Raw genomic sequence first — 23,747 nt, 5'->3', positions numbered from 1 at the left:
TTTAGCCTATCTTAAATATGTTACTAATTAAATAATACATAATAGAAGTGTTATTTAAAAATATAATTGCATTTAACTTTGTTAAATAACTATATTTTAAATCAGGCTTATCAATTACAAAATTATTATCTTTTTTTAATAATTGCTCTCATTTAATTTGATAAATAGTTTTATTAGCTTCTAATTCTAAATATTGAAATTTGTCTTTTTCTAAATTTTCTTGAATTGAAAAATAAATTTCTTCCTTGATTTCTTTATCTTCTTCAGAATAATACATGTGTTCACGCAATTGACAATTAATTGTTTTTGGAACTTTTACAAAAGTTCCAATTGTTAAAAATCCACATATAATTAAAATAATTAAAAATAAATATTTTTTACTCATGATGAACCTCATAAAAATAATTTGCTAAGCGTTCATCACAATCACTTACAAGAATTAGTTTGTTAGGAAATTCTTGAATCAGTGAAGATAATAACATCCCTTTAAGTTTTATTGAACAATCACTGAGTGCATTGTTTATTAATATAACTTTTTCTTTACATGAAAATAAGGCAATGAAATTAATAATTTGCTTTTGTTGATTATTTAACTCTACACCGTTATTGAAAATAATTTTATCTAACTTAATTCCCCCATTTTCTAAAACATCTAACAACTTATGCTTTTTTAAAATATTTAAATCAATTTTATTTTGAAAATTTTGGAGATTTTCTCAAACAGTGCCAAAAAATAATTTGCTTTTATCAGAAAGATAAAATACATTATTTCTAATAGATTCGCTTTTTATAGTGCTAATATCAACATTATTTATTTGTAGGACTCCATTATAGCCACTATTTATACCAGCAATCGTTTTAAATAAGTGTTCAACTGCTTGTTGATTTTTAAAAGCAAAGAAGACATTATTTTTAATATCAACATTAATAAATTTTGAATTAGATTTACTTTTAGAAAAGTTAACAACTTGGATAGAAGTAATTTTATTATTAAGTTTTATTTTAGTCGTTTTAGTAATTTTAAAAATAAAACTTAATTCATGACTTCATTTTTTAAAGTGTGGCATATTGAAACTAATATTTATTACAAAATCTAAAAAATAATTTAAATAAGACGATAATGATACAAACAAAATTAAATCCATAATTTTTATTTCTTCTTTGCGAATTAAAATTATTGCAAAATATAACATAATTATTAAAAATATTTTTCCTAGGAAATTTACAAAACCACTATGTAAAATATTGCCAGTTTCTATTTCATTTAAAGTTTTTTTTAATGTTTTATAATTACTACTAATTTTATTTAAGTATGTAATTTCTAAATTTTTATTTTTAAGATCTTCATGTCCTTCAATGGCTTCTTTAAAAAAATAATAAAAATCATTATTTTTATTATCAAAATCAGATAAACTTTTTTTATTTATGAGGTGAAAAATATATGTAATTAAAATATGAATTAAATTTTCTAAAATAATTAAGATTGCTAAAAATTGTGAATAAAAGTATAAGACTAACAATATAAATATATAAACCATCAATTTTGAAGGTAGTTCTACGGTAACTTTGACAATAAATTCAGCGATATTGGAAATATGATTATACTTTCTATATCATTCATCTGGAGCCACTGCTTGAAACTCGGCAGGATTTTTAAAAAGAATTTTATTAATAAATTTTAAAAAGATTTTTTCTTTTAAATGATTTTTAATTTCAACAACATTTTTATCAAGTAAATAGTTAATTAAAAAGATTGCTAAAAAAATTAAAAGATATATTAAAAAGATGGTTTTATAAACATTTGTATTAATTAAATAAATATTGTTCATATAAATTCGCAAACAATTTCCAGATAAAATTATTAAAAATGATAGAAACATTCCAGCAATTAAATGAATTATTGTATCTACAAAAATATCTTTAAAAAATGTAAATCACTTAAGATTATCTTGTGCTTCACGATAATACTTTTTAATAATTTTAATTGTGGCAAATACCCCATTATATCTTTGTTCAATTTCTCTTAGTTTAAATCATTTAATTTTTTTATATGCAGGATCAGAAATTAAAATTTTGTTATCTTTAATCATATGAGCTATTACAAAATGATTATCATTAACAGCATTTTTAACTCATAAAATTATGGGAAACTTTATACTACTTGTTGTAAGTTCTTCCATCGAAGAAGTATATGCTTCAAATTCAATGCCATATTTATACAAAACTTCTTCAAAAATTTTAAAATTTAAATCTGTTGCAGGTAATTGGTTTTCTAATTTAAATTCACTTAACTCATAATTTAAATTTAATAAATTATTAACGAGCATTGTTAAAACCGAGTGACCACAATCACTAGTTCGAACTTGTTTAATATGTTTAAATTCTTTATTATTTATCATACTTTAAACATCGTAAGAAAAACAAAAAAAGCACCTAAGTGCTTTTTAAAAGTTAATTATAATTGATGTTTTTGTGCGGCTTTAGTGGCTTTTTTTTGCATATAAGCATCTCATTTTGGTTTTAATTTTAATGCTTTGGCAGCTCTATCAGCTTTTAATTTTTCTAATTCTTTTAATATTACTTCTTTTTTAACTTCAGCTTTAGCATTGTTTTCTGCTTGTAGTTTAGCAATTTTTTCTGCATCAGTGAATCTTTTTGCTAAGAATTCATTGTTGTACATTGCATTGCTCATAACAGTTGTTGCTTTTTCTTCTAACCCAGCAATTTTTCTATCAGTAATTACATTGAATCTAAATTCTGGATCATCATAATATCTCATTTCTTGTTCATAAGCTTCAACACTAGTTTCTTTTAGTTTTGAGAAATAAACTTTATTATCAACTAAGACAAATGGTATATAAATTAGTAAGTCAATTCCGAAGTTAATAAATGCTGGAATTAATGCTCGATAATCGATTGTAGAAATAACTCCCCCAATAAATCATGGTGTTGTTCATGGTGCAGCCATGATTGTTGGCATTTTTACAAGGTTAACTTTAATAAAGAATCATGCAACAAACAAGTTAGCAACTTGTGTAAAGATAAATGGAATTGCATAAATTGGATTTAACACAATTGGGAAACCAAACATAACTGGTTCATTAATTTGGAAGCATCCTGCTGGTGTTGCATATTTAGCAATTTCTTTTAAGTCTTGACGTTTTGAGAAAATGAATGTTGCCACTAATAATGTTAGTGTACATCCAGCCCCACCAATGAATACGAATGAATCAAAGAATGGTGAACCAAATATTCCCATTTGTCCTGATGCTTTGGCGGCATCATATGATCCCGCTGCATTAACTAAGTCTTGGTTCATTAACACAATCATTGTAAAGATTGGTGTAAAGATTCCCATTAATAAATTAGTTCCATGAATTCCAAATAATCAGAATACTGAAACGAAAAATACATAAACTAGCGCAATCCCAATTGACCCATTACCTGTGGCAAACCCTAAGAATGGTGTTGTAAAGAATTGGTAAATTGCTTGTGCTAATCCAAATCCGGTATAGTCAGTTGTAATTTTTTGATAGTTCATTGATAAAATCAAATGACCATGAGTTAGTACAGCTTTAATGATTGATGAACTACCAGGATTTAGGATTGCTCCCATTCCATTTCCAGAATTATTAGTTTTACCTGCAGCAAAACTAATCATTGATGAAAGAATTGATTGATCATGACTACTTAATGATTTAATATAGTCGTTAACACCATCTAAACTACTTTGATGTGAAAAATTATTTCAAATTTCATTATTTCATCATGAAGGCATAGCATCAGGTTTTGGTAAAGAAGGTAAACCTGCTAATCAATCTTGAAAACCCTTCATGTCTTCAAAACTTTGTGAAAAGTTTTCCCCTGCTTGTACATGTCATGTTTGTCAAATCATTGCTGGTCCAAATACCAACATTACTAATCCTGAAACACACATCAATGTTAATACTGATGGTAAAAACACAGAAAATGATTTTCCAACTGCTGGTGGTACACCATCAGGAAGTTTAATTAACAATGCTTTTACTTGAGTTAACTTAACGAATACTTCAGTTGTAAAAATTGTAATTAATATTGCTGTAATTAATCCAGGTGCCCCTTGAACAAATGATACACTACCTAATGCAGATAATACTAATGCTGCAGTTGATAATAATCCAGCAATAATTGGTTCTGCAAAATTTTTACTTAGTGAAAGAAAGTAACCAAATAAGAATGAAAAGTAAATTGAAATCATTCCGATTGTTGCAGTTGATATGTGCCCTAAGGCTAGTCCAAATATTGTTGATACTTTGTGTCATGCAATCTCATTTAAGATTGTGGTATCCCCAACCTTAACGATTCCTGAACTAATTAATTCAGAAATTTGTGCATTTGTTAAATCTGGATGAGCGATTTTACAAATCAACCCAAGTATAGAAACATACCCTGATCCAGCACCACCAAATCCAATTGCATTTATTAATGTTCCAATTGAACCGGCGATTATTAATGGGATAAGTGTGGCAAAGGCATCTCTAATCGCACCCAGATGTCTTTGTTGACCTAATTTCCCCATGAAAGGAACTAACTTATTCTGAATAAATGAGCCCCTCTCTTTAGAACGAAATTCTTTTTCCATTTTGTATATCCTTTTTTATTTAAATTTTTTGCTATTTTTTATTTAATTTTTTTTGCTATTTTTTATTTGTGAAAAAAAGTTTGTACATTTCAATAAACTCTTTAGCTAATATCATAATTGTTTGTGTATTTAAAAGTTGATCTTCAGCGTGAATAAATAAAACGGGAGCACATATTTTCACACCATCTGCTTCTTCTGAAATAACATCCATATGTGCTTCTCCTGCTTCGGCAATGCGTGTATCAGCTTCTGCTAATTTAGTCATTGCTGTATCAAAATCTTTTTCTTTTGCATAATTAATTGCCTCAAGTGCTAAAGATTTTGCTTCACCAGAATAAGCAATAATTTTAAAAGAAATTTCTTCAAAATTTAATTTATTTTGTGGCATCGCTAATAACTCTTTCTGCTAATTCGACAGCATCTTTACCTTTACCTAAAGCATAGATGTTTGATGGAATTAATTCCACTGGAGTTGTTGAAAGCCCTTTTAATTCTTTAACGGCATAACTAACTTGTGGACCCACTAAAACTACATCCCAATCTTGTAATTCTGGTTTGGCTTGTGCTATTCCTTTTGCTTCAATTTTGTAATCTAAGTTGTTTAGAATGCAATGATTGTTCATTTTTTTTACAAGCATGCTTGTTGACATACCTGCTGAACAAACTAATAATATTTTTTTACTCATATTTCTCTCCCTTTTACTATTATATATTTTATTTACAAAATGTATATATAATAGATATATATAAAAATAAGGAAAAATATGTCATTAGCTTATTGTTTAGTTCCCCTGTTTGTTTACCTATTGATTTATATCATTTGTGAAGTTATTGAACGAATTTTTTATCGCAAAGTAAAATATAAAATGCACATCTATATTGCCATGGCAATTATATGTGCATTGTGTTTAATTGCAATAACTGCAATCTATCTTTTAAAATAATTCTTTGGCAAAATTCAACATTAGTTGAATTTTTTTCTCCGCTTTTTTTGATTCAATTAAACCAAGTTGTTGTTTTAAACGTAAAATATTAATTTTAAAGGCGATTTTTTCTCGTTTTAAATAGACTGTTTTAATACGTTTTTCAAAATAAGTTTCAATGGAATTCATACCCGTTACAAACCCTGTATAAGAAATTTTAGTTTTCTTCTTATTAAAAATTGCTTGATTAATTTTAATTCTTTTAATAAACTTTTGGTCTGCGTTGTATCACATAACAGTAATTTCTTCTTCATTAAATTTTGTAATTTTAAATGCAACTTTATTAATTCGGCCACTTCCACGATAAAATCCATTTTCTTGAATCTCAGTCATTTGTAAATTTGGATGTAAATCTTTTACAATTAAATTAAAAAACGTCTCTCTGACTTTTTCTAAATCAAACTTGATCTTTGCATTAATAAATAATTTAATTGTTCTTGCCCTTTCTTCAGACATTGACACATAAATTTTTTTGCTAATCTTTTCTTCTTGATTTAAAAATTCTTGTTCTAGTTCTTGAATTTCTTGTTTATTTGTTATTAAAACACTTTTTATTTCTTTCATATTCTATTTCCAATTAATTAATTTTATATTAACATATTTATAGGAGATAAATAATGGACATAATCTTATGAGTTGCTGGAGTCATCTTTGCAATTCCTTGTATAATTTGAACAATAATTATTTATTTTGAAAGAACTCGTAAAACTTTCTTTAGATGAAAAAAACCATTTTTAACTACTTTGTTTGGAATTTCATGAACAATTTTTATTATATTAATAATTGTGGCTTTCGTCTGTTATTAAAAAACAAACATCTTACAACAGAAAATAAAAAACTGCTAGCAAGCAGTTTTTTTGTTTTTAAAATTTTATTGCAAATCTAATAAAGTCAATTTGCTCATATTCAAGAATCGCTTTTTTTGGTTGACCTTTAATAAAGTATTTAAATGTTAAAACATTATTATTTACATCAATTAGTGTGCCATTAAATTCTAATTCTTTAGTTTGTACAAAGAAATATTGTTCTAAAGAATTTTTTAAAGTATCTAATGAGTCAACTTTACGTTCGGCTCCAGCTGAAGAAACCTCTAACATATAATCATCATCAATATCTGCAAATTCTCTATCTAATAAATCAGAAATTTTTTCATTATAAGTTACTAAATCATCAAATGATATTAATGAATTATCTTTGTTTTCTAAAAGTATTTGTAAAATTGTTGATTCAAACTCTTCATAAATGTTAATTTTATAAATTTTAGTTTTACTGTCTTGAAAAAAACTTTCAATGTTAGTTTTTAGTTTTGGTAATATATCTTGTAATTTCATTTACTCCTTAAAAATTAAAAGATATTTGTTCATCATCTTTTAATGACTCTACAACTTTTAATTTAATTAATAACGCCACATGTGTTTGGTTCACTTGAGTGCGTCGTTTTAAATCTTCAACTGAAGAAATTGATCGTTGATTTCTAGCATCCACTATTGATTTTGCCACAGCTTCACCTAAAGAATCAATAGCAATGAATGGTGGAATTATATATTTTTTACCATTTATTTCATGAACTGTATAGTTTTTTTCATCACTTAATGAAAAATCAATGTTTTTAATTTCAATTCCACGTTCATACATTTCTAACATAACTTCATATGTGGTAATTAATGAATCTTCTTTAGTGCTAGTATCTCAGGTTTTTTTTCGCTCTAAAATATCATTTAATACTTGTCTAATTTTTTCTTCACCTTTTAACATATTTTCCATATCAAAGAATTTTGCTTTTGCTGAATATCAAGCCGCATAATATTCTTCAGGATAATAAATTTTATATCATGCAGTTCTATATGCCATTAATACATAAGCAGTTGCATGAGCTTTCGGGAACATATATTTGATTTTTAAACACGATTCAATATATCATTCGGGCACGTTATGCTGTTTCATTTCCACAATATCAGCATCACTAATTCCTTTTCCCTTACGCACTGATTCCATAATTTTAAATGCTAAGGATGGATTTAATCCTTTATCCAATAAATAAACCATTATGTCATCACGACAACCAATAACTGAAGAAATATCTGCAATCTTGTTTTTAATTAATGTTTCTGCATTTCCAACATACACATCAGTTCCATGAGATAATCCTGAAATTTGTACTAAATCAGAAAATGATTTTGGTTTAGTATCAGATAACATTTTTCGCACAAACGTTGTTCCAAATTCTGGTAAACCAATTGACCCTGTAGTCTCATTATTAACTCTTTCTGGTTTAATTCCCAAAACATCAATGTTAGAAAACAAACGATAAACTTTTGGATCATTGGTTGGTATAAATTGAGGATCAACACCTGTTAAATCATATAACATTTTTAAAACTGTAGGATCATCATGACCTAGAATATCCATTTTTAACAAGTTGTCATGAATGGCGTGAAAATCAAAGTGAGTTGTTAGTCATGATGATTTACAATCATCAGCTGGATAATTAACTGGAGTAAAATCTTCAATTTCATTAGATTTAGGTAAAATAATAATTCCTCCAGGGTGTTGTCCTGTTGTTCTTTTTACCCCGATTGCCATTGAAGCTAATCATTCAATTTTTGCTTTATTCATTGGTAATTGATGTTTTTCAAAATAGCCTTTAACAAATCCAAAGGCAGTTTTTTCAGCAACAGTTGAAATTGTTCCGGCACGGAAAACATTATGTTCACCAAACATTTTTTTTGTAAAGTTATGGGCTTTGGCTTGATAATCACCAGAAAAGTTTAAATCAATATCAGGAACTTTATCCCCGTCAAATCCTAAGAAAGTTTCAAATGGAATATCATGTCCATCCCCAATTAATAATGCACCACAATTAGGACAATTTTCATCAGGTAAATCAAATCCACATTTAATTTCAGGATTAGTATCAAAGTTAGAATATTTACATTTTTCACAACGATAATGTGCTTTTAATGGATTAACTTCAGTAATTTTTGCAGCAGTTGCCACAAATGATGAACCAACTGATCCACGTGATCCAACTAGATATGAATCATCATAACTTTGTTTTACAAGTAAATGAGAAATTCAATAGATAACTGAAAATTTATGTTTAATAATTGAATCTAATTCTTTTTTTAAACGAGCTTCAACAATTTCTGGTAATTTGTCACCATACATTGCTTTTGCATTTCGATAACACTCATTAATTAACAAGTCTTCTACATTATTAATTGATGGTGGATAACTTCCCATTTTAACTGGTTCAACACTTGCGTCTACCATTGCAGCAATTAAATTTGGGTTTTTAATTACAATATCATAAATCAATTGTTCATCTTTTAATCATGCAAATTCTTTCAACATTTCATCAGTATTTCTTAAATGTTGATCAGGGTAATTTTTAATACGCCCTTTATAATCAAACAATGGATGAGCTCGCCCTTGTAATCCTTTTGTCTCAATATAAATTTCTCGAATAATTTTTTGTTGTGGATTTACATAATGTGCATCTGAAGTTCCTACTAATAAGACATTATTTTTAAGACATAATTCAATAATTTTTTTAATCATTTTTTTTAATTCATCTAATTTTAAAGCACCTGTTTCTAACAAATTGTTATACACGCTTAATGGATGAATTTCTACATAATCAAATTTTTTAATTGTTGCTTCTAAGTTATCAAATGTTCCTGTTCTAATTTGTTCAAATATTGGTGAATTTTGACAACCAGCCCCAATTAAAAGATCTTTAGTTTTCATATTTCATAAGTGAGAATATAAAATTTTTGGTTGCTCCATAAAATCATCAACATGAGAAAAAGAAATAATTTTATATAGTTGTTTTAACCCTTTTTGGTTTTTTGCTAAAATTTGAACATGTTCTGGTCGTGGACGAACAAGATTTTGTTTTGTGCCTTCTAATTCGAATAATTTATTTCAGTCTTTATCATAAATAATTTGTAAATCTTTTTTTGTAAAATTAACAATTCGTTCATATAAATTAGCTAAAACTTCAGCATCATAATCGGCTCTATGGGCAATTTTGTCATCATATAAAATTCCATATGCTTTACAAACTGTTCCTAAACGGTGATTTTTTAAATCAGGTTTTAGTGCTCTGGCAATAGTAAGTGTATCTAAAACTGTATTTTCTAATTTTGGTAATCCTAGTTTTGTAACTCATGCATTTAAAAAGTTAAAGTCAAAGTTAGCGTTGTGAGCCACTAAAATTCCATCTTTTAAAATTTCATAAATATGGGCAATTTCTTTTTCAATTGGGTTTTTATCAGATAATTGATCATTTGTAATATGAGTTAATTCTGTTGTAAATGCTGAAATCGGTTTTCTTGGTTTAATTAAAATATCTACTTTTTTAGTTTGTTGCCCTGGTTCATAAATGTTTGCCCCAAACTCAATAATTTCGTCAAACTCCGGAGATAACCCTGTAGTTTCAATATCTAGCACAACTAATTTTTGTTCTTTGATTTTTAATCCTTTGGGATTTTTAACAAATCAATAATCATCATTAACTGCCCCAACTTCAACACCATAAATTAATTTCAATGGTTTTTCAGCACCTTTATTAACTGCTCTTAAAGTATGGAAAGCTTCAGGAAATGCTTGAACATTTAAGTGATCTGTTAATGCAATGGCATCTCAATTTCATTTTTTAGCAGTTTTAATATATTCAGATATTGATGATACCCCATCCATAATAGACATTTTTGAATGAATATGTAATTCAGTACGTTTTTCAGTTGCATCATCAGTACGAAAAATATCTTTAGAAGGAATTTTTTCAAAGTCATTAATCATAAAATTATAACCTTCATCATATTTTGAATAATTATAATCTCCCTTAACAGCAATTCAATCACCAACTTTAATTCAATCTTCTTCGGCAAAATTAGCTGATTCATCAAATGCAGTTGGTGCATTTGTTCTTGGAAAATGCACACATTTAATTGCTGATGTTTCATCATTTATTGAAAATAAATAAAGGTTGCGTCCCGATTTAGAAACTTTCATTTCTTTTTTAAATAATCGTCCGTGCACAACAACGTTTCGCGCACCCTCTTCTAATTTTTCTAAATTATTATAAGTTGGTTTACCAAGTTTGTAATTAAAGTTTTCTTTTTGATATTTATCAACTTTTGGTCTAGTAGTTCTTTGTTCCACTAATTTTTTGTTTTCAGCAACACGTTCTTTAACAGTTGAACCATTTTCTTGCATTTTAATTTTTAACTCAATATCAGAAAACCCATATTTAATAATGCGTTCTTGAAGATATTGACGTTCTTTAGAAAATTCTTTAAATTGAATATCATTAAATGCCAAAAAATATAAATCATTTTCAATTAACTCCATACTATCGGGAGAAATTAAAGTAAAAATACCATTTTTTATTCGTGATTTTTTGGCAATTATATATTCAACACAACCAAATAAATTTTCTTTATCTAGTTGAAAATTGCGAATTTTAAAATTCACTTTAATTGTAATATCGGGCAAAGCATTAGCAAGTTTGGTTTCAAAATCATCTAACACATCATATGGAAAGAAATTATTAACTTCTAAAAAAATGCGAATTTTTTTGTTTGTTTTAGATGCAACTGGTGTAGCAAAAAAACCTGCATCTTCTAACAAAGATTTTTCTTGATCACTTAGCGTTAAGTTAATTTTTTCAAAAAAATATTTGACTTCTTGTTTCATATTTTAAATCCCTGGATTTCCAAATAACATAATTCAATAAAAGATAAATAATGTAAATATTAAAGAATCCAAGCGATCTAATGCTCCTCCATGCCCTGGTATAACATTAGAAAAATCTTTAATGTCTACAACACGTTTTACATATGAAAAGGCAATATCACCAAACATCGAAATAATTGGTGTAATTAAACAAAATAATACTAATAAAATACAAATTGAAGTTTTAGAGGCATTTTTTAACATGTCACCAAACATATGTCAATCACTTGTTCCATAAAATAAAGATATTGCAATTGCTACACCAATTATAAAAGAGAAACTAAAACCAATAATTGCCCCTTCAACAGTTTTTTTAGGACTAATACTTGTAAGTTTATGTTTACCAAATAAGATTCCCCCTAGATAAGCAAAGGTGTCAGCTGAGATAATCATAATTCAAATTCATACTAGTGTTAATGTACCATTATAAACATTAGCTGATGATAATAATAATGAAAATAAAGTTTTAAACCCAAACACAATTACCATCGCATAAAATAAATACAATCCAAAATATCTTGTACCATCTTGGGCTTTATTGAAGTGTTTAACCACTTTAAAACCAATAAATAAATTAACTAAAAATATTAATACTCACACTAGTGTATAAAATAAAGAAATATTGTGATTCCCTCATTTCACTAATCAAGTAGAAGACATTTTTTCAAAGAATGGATAATCTAATGATGTATCAAAGTTAAGTGGAAAATATGCTAACACTGTTAAAAAGAAAATTAACATCACCTGCAAATAACCTTTAACATTAAAAGTTTTTGTAATCTCATAAGCACATATCACAAATAATATTAAAGTGATTACAAGGTTTACATAACCTGCAGTTTCTCCTAAAGAAGTATTCATATGATATGAATGATATCTTCCCAAGGCAATATAAATTACCAATAAACCAACCATCACAACTGAAGAAATTAATCTTATAAAAAATGATTTACGATTTTCTGGTTTTTTAAAAAAATTTTCTTTTGCTTCTAACATTCAATCCTTTATTTACTAATTATTTGTAAATCTCTAAAAGGTGTTGTTAAAAATTCATGACCTGTTTTAGTAACTAAAATATCATCTTCAATTCTAACTCCACCAACACCCGGAATATAAATTCCTGGTTCAATAGTTACTGTCATTCCTGGTTGTAAAAGTTCATTATGACCTTTAGCATTATATGGTCATTCATGAATTTCAATCCCTAACCCATGACCTGTCCCATGAGTAAAGTATTCTCCATAACCTTGTTCATTTATATGATCAAAACAAATTTTGTGAATTTCTCCTGTTGAAACTCCTGGTTTAATTGCATCAATTCCCTTTTGTTGTGCATCATAGACAACTTGATAAATTTCTTTTAATTTATTATCCACATTTTTTGACATTGCAAATGTTCTTGTTTGATCAGAACAATAACCATTGAAATAACATCCCATATCTAAAGTTACAAAGTCATTTGCTTCAATTATTCGATCAGTTGGAACTGCATGCGGCATTGACCCATTTAATGGTCCTGAAGCTACAATAGTGTCAAAACTTAATTTGCTAGCACCATGTTTTAAAAATGTATCTGATACAAAACGAGCAACTTCTTTTTCACTCATTCCTACTTTAATAAAATCTAAAACTTCTTTAAGTACTTCATGAGTAATATCACATGCTTTTTTGATTTGGTCAATTTCTCATTGATCTTTACACATTCTTAATTTTACAAAGTCATATGCTTGTAAACTAGCAGCTAATTTTTGTTTAAATGTTTCATATAAAGAAAAATTAATTCAATCAGATTCAAATAATAAAGTTTTAATATTATGTGCTTTAATTAGCTCATTTAGTTGTTGATAAGGATCTTTCATTAACACTAAATCATCAATGTTTTGTAACATTTTTGATTCACGTGCCATTGTAATATATCTTCCATCAAGAATTAAAGTAGTTTTGTTTGCTGTATATAAAATAAATCCATAACTTGAATTAAAACGTGAAAATCAAAAACGATTTTGGGGAGAATAAATTAAAATCCCGTCTGCTTTTGTTGTTTTTAAAATATCATTAAGTAATTGTTTTTTCATTTTGACCTTTCATTAAAATAAGATAACTTGTTCAACAGTTATCTTATTTTTTTTGTTTATGTGATGTATGTGCATTACATTTAAAGCAATGTTTTTTTACTTCAATTTTTGCTTTCTTTTTATCGTTTTTTGCAATGTAATTTTCTTCTTTACATTCTGTACAACGTAAAATAACTCCTTCACGCATAAAGCCTCCTTAGATTACTCCATTAACTTGACTTAATAATAACAAAAAAAAACTTATTTTAATAGATAAGATTAACAAAATACATTTTTGTTATTAATTTGATTTTAAGGTAAATTAATTTTTTAAAAATGTTAATAATCTAGAATACTCATTTAATAAATTGGTGTCTGTAGTTTTTAAAATTAGTTTTTGAATGTCTTGTTCAACAAATTTTAAATAATTTGTTTCAGATAAATTCTTTAGCACTTGAATGTTTCGTTTAGCATTTTCAAAATCTTCTTCAATGGCAAGATCTAAAATTTTAAAACGCATCTTATTATAAAATTCTTGTTCTTGATTTTTATCATTAATAGTATTATTTACAATAATTGTTAATGGATTATTTGTTTTGTTATATTGAAAAAATACAATTATAGAAATAATTAGTCCAATAATTGAAAGTCCTAAAAAGGCAAGCAAAATACCTCAGGCATTACCATTTTTGGCCATTTTACAACCAAAATACGTAAATCCAATTATTCAAAATATTACAATTAATGAAGCCATTACTTCCATATCAATTTTCCTTTATTTTTCTAATTAATAATAATATAAAAGATTATAGTTACAATTTCAATAACTAAATCAACTTAATAAAAAATAAAAAACCAGTTGCCTAGTTTTTTTATTTGTTAGTTAACTTGAGAAATTATACTTTCTTCTATTGGTAAACCAATATTTTTTAAATATTGTTGATACATTCCATATTTTTTAAATTTTTCTTGAACATTTTCAAATTTAATATCATTATCATTTTTAAAAGCATTTATTCATGCCACATCATATTGATTCATTTCAATCAAATCTTCAACTGAATATTGTTTTAAACAATCAATTGTTTTAATAATAATTTCTTTAACATGATTATCAATGTCGTTAAATGAAACTGAACCATCATATAACATTTCACTTTCTTCGAAAAAATCATTTACAACTGATCCATTTTTATTTGCTTTAAATGTTACATCTAAAATATTTTGTCCATACATCAAAAATAAAGACAACTGCACAAAATATAAATACTTATTCATTGCAACATAATTTTTATTAAATGTCACTTTTTCTAAAATTATTGTCCCGCTATTGTTTTTAATAAACTGTTCATCATTTTTATAAGTTGCTAAAATAAAGTTTTTAATAATTTTTCAATTAATAGTTTTCATACTTCCCCCAAAATCATTGTTATTTTTAATATTTAGTTTATACATTTATTAGGTTATAAAAATTACATTGATATTTTAAAATTAATAAATTATTGTTATTAAACTAATTATAAATGATTTCCATTTCCATTTTTCTTTGTTCATCATTTAATTCGTCAAAAATATTAATTTGTTGATTAATTTTGGCATTTTTTCAAGCCAAATAATTTTTGATGAATTTATTAGAATCTTGTAAAACTGTTTTAGCAACTTTATTTATTAAATCTTTATCAAAATTAGAAAGAAAGTCATCAAAAACTACAAATTGATCATTAAAAGATAAAAATGTTTTGTTGACATTATCTTCACGAATAATTTGAGAAATATGTAAAGGGAGTCTTTTACCATTATTATTAATTTCTAAACCTTTTATAAAATCAAATATTTTAGAAGGAATAAGTCCATTTTCTGTTTTAACTATTTTTTGATTAGCGAAAAAGGCACCTTTTTCTTTAATGGATTCTAATTCCAAAATTGAAAGAAAATTGAAATAACTTGTTTCACTAATTTGGGTTTTATTTAAATTAGTTTTTGCATATTCAAAAAACAATTTTGTTGCATACAAAATTTTCTCAGCGAAAAATTGATTTTCAATTATTTTAGAATCAATGTCTCTTCTTTTTGCAATGATTTCCTTTTTTTCATTATTATTTAAAGATTTATTCATATTGTCTACCGCCTGATTTAATTTTATTAAAATGATATTAATATTGTTATTTTCTAAGAATGTTATGTTTTTAATTTATTACAAAAAATTATAACACAATAAATTAAGTCCAAATAGAGTTAAAAAAATAGAGATTTACATCTCCATTTCAAAACTGTCTAATTTGTCTATATCATATCCATTTCTAATTAATCCATTTTCTTTTATTAAAATTTCAAAATTGTTAATTTGAAAGTCTTCTAATAAATATTCTAAAGTTATATGATCAGATGCAAGAGTTTTATTTAATTCTTCAATAAATTCATCAATTCTTTTAATCCTATCTGGAGTTAGTTGAAACATTTTATAATCATCTCAATTAGCAATTCTTCCTAATTGATTTTGTAAATTATTACTGAAAACAAAAACCATTTTTTCTAATTTATCATCAGATAAATCTGTTCTTTGATTAAAGTTAGTTGTATTTGGATTAACAGTACATTCTTCTAGTGCTAAAAAATATTCGTATTTTCCTTCATTAGAAATATGAAATGGTGGTAAGTTATTTCTCATTGCTTCGTATGCTAACAATAATCTTCCTGTTCTTCCATTTCCATCAATAAACGGATGAATTGATTCAAAACCAATATGCATATAAGCTAAAGCTAATAATTTTTGTTTTAAGTTAGTTGCTTTTGCCATTTTATTTTTATAGTTAGTAAATAAAAAGTCTAAATCATTTTCTACATCACTAGCATTAGAAGTTAAAATTTTTTCATTGGCAGATTTTAAAATAATGATTGAATCAGATGTTTTAAAATTTCCTGCTAAATTTGATTTATTGTTATCTTGAAAAACAGCACCCATTAAAAAATAATGAAAATCTTTAGCAAGTTTTTGCAAATCTGTTTGATCAGATTTTAAATTATCAATAAATGAATGTATAACTTCTTTAAAACCGATAATTTCATTTTTATATAACTCTTTTTGAACATTATCACTTCTATCAAACCCTTGTCTATTTGGTTCAATGTTTAATTGAATATCATTAATGTTGTTTTCACTTGCTAATAACAATAAATCAACTGTATTTGCAGTTAATTTATTTCCTTCAATATGCGATGAATTATAAGCATTATCCAATCAAAAATTAGCAAAAATTTTTGAAGTTAAATTTTTCTTCATTTAATCACTTCCTTATTTAATTAAAATTATTTATAAAATAATTTTACTCTTACTCAAAGACAAAAAAATAATAATATTATGATAAACAAAAAACAGAACATGATGTTCTGTTTAGTAAATATTTCTTTTTAGTATTTATTAATAAATTACCTTTTCTTTTCTTTATTGTTAATTTTTAATAAATTCTTTTAATTTTTGTGGATAACCACAATATAATTATAAACTTCTTTTTTAAAATTAATAATAAAACTTGTTTCTTGAACAATTTAATCAAAATTTAAAATGCAATAGTCTCATAAACAATATTTTTAAATAGTTTAAATTATGTTATATTAATATTAAATAATTTAAGTAGGTGTATTGTTGAAAATGAAAAAAATTATAGCGCTGTCAGGGTTGTTATTAGTAAGTGCTAATTTACCCCTATTGCTTGTTTCTTGTCAAGCCAAAGAATATAAAGATTTTTTATCACACATTAATAATCATGAATCATTTGTGGCCATGCTTGGTGCTAAAGATGATGACAAAACTAAAAACTTTGAAAAAGTAATTAAAGATGATTTATTTAAAACTCGTTTTAATTATTTAATGGGTGAAACTGTTACAGATTACAATAACAATAAAGGTAAAAGTGATGGTGATTCTAAATCACATCTAACCGGTTGAGGTGAAGAAGTTAAAACTAACCCTCTAAATCTTTATACATATAAATCAAAAGAAAAAGCTTCATTACATCAAGAAAAATTTGCTAAACAAATTGATTCATGACTAAATGATCGTTTGTTTGATTATTGAGATAATGGTCAAACTAACCCTTATAAAAATCAAAACAAACAACAAAACAAAGATTATGTTAAAAAGTATTTAGAAGGTTTAGAACAATCTCCAATGTTTATTTTAATAAGAAATGGTAAATTAGTCTGAATTTCTAATGCCTTTGACTTAAGTATTGCAACAACCCCATCTCAAGCACAAGCACAAGAAAATATGGATAATTGATTTGGATATGATGGAACCAAAAAATTTGATAATCCTAAAATAAATAAAGAAGGTATTTATTATAAATTTGCCCAAGATGATAAGGTTTATACAAATATCATTGATGCAATTAAAAAAGCTAATACTAATTAAGATAGATTAATCTATCTTTTTTTATTCTCATTTAAACAAACAAAAAGAATGCTTTTCAGCATTCTTTTTTTCAAGTCCATTAAGATGGTCCCCAGGGCCGGACTTGAACCGGCACGGTTGTTTAAAACCGTTGGATTTTAAGTCCAATGCGTCTACCAATTCCGCCACCTGGGGTTAATAATAAAAATGGTGTCTCGTACAAGATTCGAACTTGTGACCCACTGGTTAAAAGCCAGTTGCTCTACCGGCTGAGCTAACGAGACAAAAAAATATATGGCTGGGCTAGTAGGATTCGAACCGACGCATGAGGGAGTCAAAGTCCCTTGCCTTACCGCTTGGCTATAGCCCAATAATGGTGGAGGGAGAGGGATTCGAACCCCCGAACCGTAAGGAGATGGTTTACAGCCACCCGCGTTTAGCCACTTCGCTACCCCTCCATTAAAAAGTGGTGCTGACTAAAGGATTCGAACCTTCGACCTATTGATTACTAGTCAATTGCTCTACCAACTGAGCTAAGTCAGCAGCTTCGAACCCATTGTTTTAATGAGAACCAATATTTATTATAAAGAAAAAAATAAATTTTTTAAAATTTTTTTATTATTTTCTATAATAATATTTATATTAATAATTATTAAAGGATTAATATGAGTAAAATAGTGTTTTTAGATTTTGAAGTAGCAAATAAAAATCCTGCTAGTATTTGTCAAATTGGAATGTATGTTTATGACAATGGTAAAAAAATAAAGATTTCTCAAAAAATTAAACCATGACCGTTTAAATTTGATGATCATAGAAGTGAACTTCATAAAATTACAGCAGACGTAGTTGCAAATTCCCCTACTTTTAAAAATTTTTGAAAACAAATAACAAAATTTTTTAATGGAACATATTTAATTTGTGCTCATAGCGCTTGGCATGATATGAGATATTTGCAACGCGCTATATGAAAATTTCATATTCATGGAGTAAAATTTAATTATATTTGTTCACAAGAGACAATTAAACTTTTATTACCAAAAGATATTAAACTTAAAATGGGATTAAAAAGTTTAGCAGAGGGCTTGAATTTAGAATTTAAAAATCATGATGGGTTTGAAGATGCTAAAATGATTTATCAAATTATTAAAAAATTATTTTATTCAGTGGAAGTTTTTGAAATCTTATGTAAACGTAATAATTATAATTACAAATCATTTTAATAAATGATTTTTTTATTCTTTTCCCTATTTTTTATTTTGACAAATAAAAAAGTGCTCGGGCGGAGCACTGGGTTTATAGTCTAGCTTAAATTTACAAATAAAATAAATAATGTCTAAATGATAGGGCTATGTAAACATTAACAGGCTATTAATTGCGCTAGACTATTTTTATTATACATCAAATTTTATTCATAATAAATATTTGCAGCAATACGAGCCATTTTAGAGTTTCTAGCTTTAATAATTTCAAAATCAAATTTTTCTAATTTTAAAATATTTTTTATTTCGTCATTTTGAGGAATTACAAAATCCATTGTAAATAATGGACATTTAGACTTACTATAAATTTGTTTTAACTTAAAGCTAAATTCTCTATTTTTAAGTTTTGAATTGTCATTTTTATCTAAAAAAGCATAATTTCCTAAATAATTATTCATTTCTTTATGTTTATCTAATATTCATGAGTCATTTTTATTTGGATAAAATTCCCTTAATTCTTCTAATCACTTTTGATTTAGTTTTTGAGGCATTATATGTTCTAAAGAATTTTTTTCTCTATAAATTTGTTCATTTACTTCTAATTCTTTTTCTTCTATTCTTCTTAATAATATTAAAGCAATGTTTTGATCTTTAATTTCACCATTCTTTATAGAATTTTCAAATTGTTCTTCTGAAGGTGTTTTTAAATTAGAATAAGAATCTTGAAAATAGTTATTTTGAGCTTCATCTACAATTGTTATTGAATCTTTTCCTTCACAATTAAATCATCTTTCTATAATTTTTGGTAATGTTTCTAAATAAGAACTATTTTGAAAATCGTAAAAACTTAAAAAATTAATTAATTTGATTAGCGGTTTCGTTAGTGATTGACCTGTACCATAAACTTGTATTAATGAAACGTATCATTTTTCTAATTGAAATAAACATTTTTTAAAATAATCAGTTTTTGTAAAACTAAATTGTTTTTTTAACGCAAATCATTTATTTTTTCCATATACATCAACTAAGAAAAATAAAAATAATTGTGTTACTTCTTTATGTTCTAGATTATTTAAATTTTTTGCAAAATGATATAAAAAATTATTTTTATCATTTTTATAAGCTTTAATTTTAAAAGAAAAATAAATATATGCATATTTCCCTATTTCTTCAATAAGGTTTTTATATTCTTCAAACGATATATTTTCTTTTTTATTAAAAATATCATTCTTAATAACTCTTAGAATACTCTTTTTATCTTTTTTTAAATCGCCATTTTTTGATTTATACAAACAAAAATAAAACAAAAATTCTTCTTCCATATCATCTATTATTTTTATTTGCGGTTTTCTATTTATTGATTGACTCATTTTTTCAAATGATAAATATTCTTTAAATTTTGAAACTATTTTATTTTCATTTTTAATAAAATCTTGTTTATTAATAATATTAAATAAAAAGTTTTTAAACATATCAAAAGCAGTTAATTCTGTTCCTTTTGAATTTAAATTTTCAAATATTTCCATTTCTTCATTAGGTTCTTTTTTAAAATCTATACATGAAACAACATATTGATTTGCAAAATATTCATATATTTCTATAATATCTTCTTCGCTAAAATCTTTTTTATTTAAATAGTTATAAAAAAATAAATAATTTTTTGCTGCATTTGAATTTTCACTAGCATAACGAATTAAATCATAACTTTTGTATCCAAACGACAAGTTATTATTTATTATTATTTCAATAGCTTGTCTTTCAATTTCATCTTCGGTTGCATTTTTATATTTAATTTCCAATAAATCTTTACTTTTAAAAATATTAGACAAATCAAAAGGTATGTTTTTGCATTTTTTTTCAAGCATAATTTCATATAAAACTTTAAACAAAATTATTGAAGTAGTAATTCTTTGTTGACCATCTATCATTCTTAAAGTTACATTTTTCTTATCACTATTATCGGTTTCTAATGTTATTGCCATGGGTCCAAAATATTCTTGTCTATCGTCAGTTTTATATTTTGCAATAATATTTTTAATTAGCTCTTCGCAATTTGTTTCATTTCATTTATATTTTCTTTGGTAAGATGGAATAAAAAATAAAAAATTTTCATTTAATATTAATTCTGAAATTGTAAGTTTTTTTAACTTTAATGAATCATTTTCAATTTTAATTTCATTTTTTTTAACATCAAAAATGTGTCTTGTTTTATTAAAATTTTCGTAATATATTTCGTCATCAAATTCTTTTATTTGAAAATTTGAATTAAAAAAATTTTTAATTAAAAATTGAATTAAAAAATGAATGTATTTTAAAATTTGCAAATTAGAATTAAAATCATTCTTTTTAATACGGAGTGCTCCGAAATCATCCGGATGCAAATATGAATTACCAACTAGCCTAATGTGATGAATGGAAAAATCAACATCTTTTGGTCATGCAATTCCATTGTTTTCATCAAAATAATATTGTTTTAAATCATTAATTAATTTAATTAAAGTTGGATCGTTTTTTTCGATTCTAAAACCCTTTGAGTCTAATATATACTTAAACAAATATTCCATTAATCTTCTAGCTTCAACAGAAATGTGATTAGTTTTGTCTAGATTATTTTCTTTTAATAATTCTTCTAAATACTCATTCCCATTTATTGTCATTAAAAATTCATTTATTTCTTTTCAATTTTTATTCATATGCATATTATTTTTCCCCTATTTTTATTAATTTAACTATTTTTCTTTGTCCTTTATATTCCGCTATTATACTATTTTTTGTAGAAATTTTATAATTTTTTGTACCAGAAATATATTGACACATAACCTCATCTAAATAATTAAAATAAAATTTTGTAATATAAATTGAAATTGTAAAAATTGTTTTAATAATTGTGTCTGCCAAAAAGCTTTTCCCTTTTAATAAAAATAAGTTTTTTTGTATAATATCAATCGGCTTCATTTCTAAAAAATATTGTGTAGCGTCATTAGATGTTAAAAAATAATTAGAAAACTTAATTGTTTTTATATTTTTTATTAAGGAACTAAACTTATTATAATTATTAAATTCTTCATCAAAATCAATTACACCGAAGGTTAGTCAGACTCTAAAATATTGTCCAAAAGTTGACACATTAATTCCATTTTTGTTTTCTCCTAAATAAATATCTTTTTCTTTAATTTTAATTTTTAGAAATTTTTGTTTTGTAAAATTAAAATAAAACGCTTTTTCAACAATACTAAAAAAAGATGTTTTTATTTTTCATCACTCATTATTATATTTTTCAATACCTTTAATACCACTTAATTCAAAACATATTTTTGAAACTTTTTCTCCAAAATTATCTAAATTATTCATTTAATTCACCAAATTTTTTTTCTGCAATTAATATTTCATTAAATATTGCAACTAAAACATTTACAACAATTGAATTTCCTGCTTGTCTATACAAAACATCATTTCTTATAATTTCTTTTTCTTTAATTTTATCAAAATCGTTATTCGAAAATCCCATAATTTTAAATGTTTCTCTTGGCGTAAGAAAACGATAGCTATTTTTCCCTTCATCAATTTTAGATTTTTTAATACTAATTACCCCGGCATTAGGATGTCTATCCTGCTTTGTTGTTATTGTTCTCACTCATCTAGAATAGTAACCGTTTTTAGTTTTTGTCTTTTCACCCATAATATCTTCTTTATTATTTGAAAAAATTTTAGGATTTTTATCATATATTTTTTTTCTCGAAGGCGTATCATTGGGAATTGCTTCTTTAGCTTCGTGCAAATATTTCGTGTAACTAATATCTATTATTTTTTCTAAAGATTGTTTTAATTTTAAATTTGATGAAATATCTTTAGGATTTTCTTCTGAAATTAATTTTTTATTTTTAAAATAGTCATCTACAAAATTAATTTTATCACCGTCTAAAATACTTAATGCAAAAACTCTAATTCTTTTTTGAACAGAACCATAATTAAAGCTATTTAATAAATAGGTTTTGGTTGAATAACCTAATGATTTTAATTTTTCTAATCACTCTATATACTCTTTTGAATGTCTACTTGAAACTAAATTTCTAACATTCTCCAATAGCAAATATCTTGGTAAATTATTTTCTTGATTAGCTTCTTCCAAAATTCTTTCTACTTCTCATAGTAATCCTGATCTCGTGTTTGATTCTTTAGACATACCCAAGTTTTTACCAGCGTTAGATAAATCTTGGCATGGAAATGAGTAAGTTAAAATGTCACATTTGGGTAATTTTTTTCCATCAATATTAATTATAGAACCCATATTGTTTGAATTCTTATATGCGTCATATAATAATTTTTTTATTTTAAAATCTAATTGTTTAATTTTTAAAAAATTTGTAGGATTTTTAGAATCTAATGAATGCGTAAATTTAGAAAGAAAATCATCAATTTCTTCTTCACTTATTTCATTGTTGTCATTTTTATTATGAATTAAATTATAAGAAATGTTTGCTCAAACATCCCAATCACTAGTTCCCACTATTTTGTAATCTAAAATTTTATTTTCTTTTAAAATTTCTAATGCTTTTTTTTGAGCACCAATTCCCGAAAAAAACTCTATTACATTAAATTGTTTCATTATTACTCCTAGATCAATAATAATATTATATTAACAGATTACTTTAAGCTATGTTAATTATTTTAACAGGTTTGTAAAACAAAATCATTTATATACAATTAATTAAAGTGTTTTATAACATTAGTTAATAAATAATTCTTATGCGTGTTTAA

General features: G+C 25.2%; 21 protein-coding genes and 5 tRNA genes. 3 read left to right on the top strand and 23 right to left on the bottom strand.

The features are described 5' to 3' along the window. Window position 1 precedes the first annotated feature (1 nt). From AACL01_RS01515 to AACL01_RS01490, 6 genes are all read right to left on the bottom strand, one after another. The gene (locus AACL01_RS01515; RefSeq protein WP_339023175.1) at window positions 2-385 is read right to left on the bottom strand and encodes a hypothetical protein; all 384 of its coding nucleotides are present in this window, start codon (window positions 383-385) and stop codon (window positions 2-4) included. Continuing rightward, window positions 378-2,399: a cysteine peptidase family C39 domain-containing protein gene (locus tag AACL01_RS01510; protein WP_339023173.1), complete on the bottom strand. Its 2,022-nt coding sequence runs from the start codon at window positions 2,397-2,399 to the stop codon at window positions 378-380. The genes AACL01_RS01515 and AACL01_RS01510 overlap by 8 nt, the downstream gene beginning before the upstream one ends. Before the next feature lie 56 nt (window positions 2,400-2,455). Next, window positions 2,456-4,621, bottom strand: coding sequence for a PTS sugar transporter subunit IIC (locus AACL01_RS01505; RefSeq protein WP_339023171.1), 2,166 nt, complete (start codon window positions 4,619-4,621; stop codon window positions 2,456-2,458). Between the two features lie 55 nt (window positions 4,622-4,676). Next, window positions 4,677-5,009, bottom strand: coding sequence for a PTS lactose/cellobiose transporter subunit IIA (locus tag AACL01_RS01500; protein WP_339023170.1), 333 nt, complete (start codon window positions 5,007-5,009; stop codon window positions 4,677-4,679). After that, complete coding sequence (locus tag AACL01_RS01495) at window positions 4,996-5,307, bottom strand: PTS sugar transporter subunit IIB (RefSeq protein ID WP_339023169.1); 312 nt, start codon at window positions 5,305-5,307, stop codon at window positions 4,996-4,998. The genes AACL01_RS01500 and AACL01_RS01495 overlap by 14 nt, the downstream gene beginning before the upstream one ends. A gap of 249 nt (window positions 5,308-5,556) precedes the next feature. Then, a complete protein-coding gene (locus tag AACL01_RS01490; RefSeq protein WP_339023167.1) occupies window positions 5,557-6,168 on the bottom strand; it encodes a hypothetical protein in 612 nt (203 codons plus the stop codon). A gap of 53 nt (window positions 6,169-6,221) precedes the next feature. On the opposite strand from AACL01_RS01490, the gene AACL01_RS01485 reads away from it, so the two are divergent. Then, the gene (locus AACL01_RS01485) at window positions 6,222-6,410 is read left to right on the top strand and encodes a hypothetical protein (protein WP_339023166.1); all 189 of its coding nucleotides are present in this window, start codon (window positions 6,222-6,224) and stop codon (window positions 6,408-6,410) included. 57 nt (window positions 6,411-6,467) lie between these two features. Here AACL01_RS01485 and AACL01_RS01480 read toward each other — a convergent pair whose 3' ends face one another. The 9 genes from AACL01_RS01480 to AACL01_RS01440 all read right to left on the bottom strand — a co-directional run bounded on the left by AACL01_RS01480 (window position 6,468) and on the right by AACL01_RS01440 (window position 16,680). Further along, entirely contained in the window at window positions 6,468-6,935 is a 468-nt protein-coding gene (locus tag AACL01_RS01480; RefSeq protein ID WP_339023165.1) for a ribosome assembly cofactor RimP, read from the bottom strand. A gap of 7 nt (window positions 6,936-6,942) precedes the next feature. Then, window positions 6,943-11,307: a PolC-type DNA polymerase III gene (locus AACL01_RS01475; protein ID WP_339023164.1), complete on the bottom strand. Its 4,365-nt coding sequence runs from the start codon at window positions 11,305-11,307 to the stop codon at window positions 6,943-6,945. A 3-nt stretch (window positions 11,308-11,310) separates the two neighbouring features. Next, window positions 11,311-12,342 (bottom strand): phosphatidate cytidylyltransferase, encoded by a 1,032-nt coding sequence (locus tag AACL01_RS01470; protein ID WP_339023163.1) that lies wholly within the window; start codon window positions 12,340-12,342, stop codon window positions 11,311-11,313. An 8-nt stretch (window positions 12,343-12,350) separates the two neighbouring features. After that, window positions 12,351-13,421, bottom strand: a complete 1,071-nt coding sequence (locus tag AACL01_RS01465) for an aminopeptidase P family protein (protein ID WP_339023162.1) — start codon at window positions 13,419-13,421, stop codon at window positions 12,351-12,353. Between the two features lie 43 nt (window positions 13,422-13,464). After that, entirely contained in the window at window positions 13,465-13,608 is a 144-nt protein-coding gene (gene rpmG / locus AACL01_RS01460; protein ID WP_339023160.1) for a 50S ribosomal protein L33, read from the bottom strand. A gap of 114 nt (window positions 13,609-13,722) precedes the next feature. After that, window positions 13,723-14,154 (bottom strand): hypothetical protein, encoded by a 432-nt coding sequence (locus AACL01_RS01455; protein WP_339023158.1) that lies wholly within the window; start codon window positions 14,152-14,154, stop codon window positions 13,723-13,725. Between the two features lie 125 nt (window positions 14,155-14,279). Next, on the bottom strand, window positions 14,280-14,810 hold the full coding sequence (locus tag AACL01_RS01450) for a hypothetical protein (RefSeq protein WP_339023156.1): 531 nt from the start codon (window positions 14,808-14,810) through the stop codon (window positions 14,280-14,282). A gap of 103 nt (window positions 14,811-14,913) precedes the next feature. After that, on the bottom strand, window positions 14,914-15,516 hold the full coding sequence (locus tag AACL01_RS01445) for a hypothetical protein (protein ID WP_339023154.1): 603 nt from the start codon (window positions 15,514-15,516) through the stop codon (window positions 14,914-14,916). Between the two features lie 135 nt (window positions 15,517-15,651). After that, window positions 15,652-16,680: a Fic family protein gene (locus tag AACL01_RS01440; RefSeq protein WP_339023153.1), complete on the bottom strand. Its 1,029-nt coding sequence runs from the start codon at window positions 16,678-16,680 to the stop codon at window positions 15,652-15,654. Between the two features lie 369 nt (window positions 16,681-17,049). Here AACL01_RS01440 and AACL01_RS01435 point away from each other — a divergent pair, with 369 nt between their 5' ends. Beyond that, window positions 17,050-17,811 carry a hypothetical protein gene (locus AACL01_RS01435; RefSeq protein ID WP_339023152.1) on the top strand — a complete coding sequence of 254 codons (762 nt, stop codon included), beginning with the start codon at window positions 17,050-17,052 and terminating at the stop codon, window positions 17,809-17,811. An 85-nt stretch (window positions 17,812-17,896) separates the two neighbouring features. On the opposite strand, the gene AACL01_RS01430 is transcribed toward AACL01_RS01435, so the two are convergent. The 5 genes from AACL01_RS01430 to AACL01_RS01410 form a co-directional block, all read right to left on the bottom strand. Continuing rightward, a tRNA-Leu gene (locus tag AACL01_RS01430) sits at window positions 17,897-17,985 on the bottom strand. Between the two features lie 13 nt (window positions 17,986-17,998). Beyond that, window positions 17,999-18,074, bottom strand: a tRNA-Lys gene (locus AACL01_RS01425). Window positions 18,075-18,085: 11 nt separating this feature from the next. Beyond that, window positions 18,086-18,160, bottom strand: a tRNA-Gln gene (locus AACL01_RS01420). Window positions 18,161-18,164: 4 nt separating this feature from the next. Then, a tRNA-Tyr gene (locus AACL01_RS01415) sits at window positions 18,165-18,248 on the bottom strand. 9 nt (window positions 18,249-18,257) lie between these two features. After that, window positions 18,258-18,333 (bottom strand) — tRNA-Thr (locus AACL01_RS01410). A 122-nt stretch (window positions 18,334-18,455) separates the two neighbouring features. Here AACL01_RS01410 and AACL01_RS01405 point away from each other — a divergent pair. After that, window positions 18,456-19,010, top strand: coding sequence for an exonuclease domain-containing protein (locus AACL01_RS01405; RefSeq protein WP_339023151.1), 555 nt, complete (start codon window positions 18,456-18,458; stop codon window positions 19,008-19,010). Window positions 19,011-19,195: 185 nt separating this feature from the next. Here AACL01_RS01405 and AACL01_RS01400 read toward each other — a convergent pair whose 3' ends face one another. The 3 genes from AACL01_RS01400 to dcm are packed head-to-tail and all read right to left on the bottom strand — an operon-like array spanning window position 19,196 to window position 23,595. Continuing rightward, window positions 19,196-21,688 (bottom strand): DUF262 domain-containing HNH endonuclease family protein, encoded by a 2,493-nt coding sequence (locus AACL01_RS01400; RefSeq protein WP_339023149.1) that lies wholly within the window; start codon window positions 21,686-21,688, stop codon window positions 19,196-19,198. A 1-nt stretch (window position 21,689) separates the two neighbouring features. Continuing rightward, window positions 21,690-22,340: a hypothetical protein gene (locus AACL01_RS01395; protein ID WP_339023148.1), complete on the bottom strand. Its 651-nt coding sequence runs from the start codon at window positions 22,338-22,340 to the stop codon at window positions 21,690-21,692. Next, window positions 22,333-23,595: a DNA (cytosine-5-)-methyltransferase gene (gene dcm / locus AACL01_RS01390; RefSeq protein ID WP_339023146.1), complete on the bottom strand. Its 1,263-nt coding sequence runs from the start codon at window positions 23,593-23,595 to the stop codon at window positions 22,333-22,335. The genes AACL01_RS01395 and dcm overlap by 8 nt, the downstream gene beginning before the upstream one ends. Window positions 23,596-23,747: the final 152 nt, after the last annotated feature.

This window comes from Spiroplasma endosymbiont of Crioceris asparagi (genome assembly GCF_964020035.1).
GTDB lineage: Bacteria > Bacillota_I > Bacilli_A > Mycoplasmatales > Mycoplasmataceae > TIUS-1.
The sequence above is the reverse complement of the archived record's forward strand: the minus strand, read 5'-3'. Positions and strand labels throughout refer to the sequence as shown.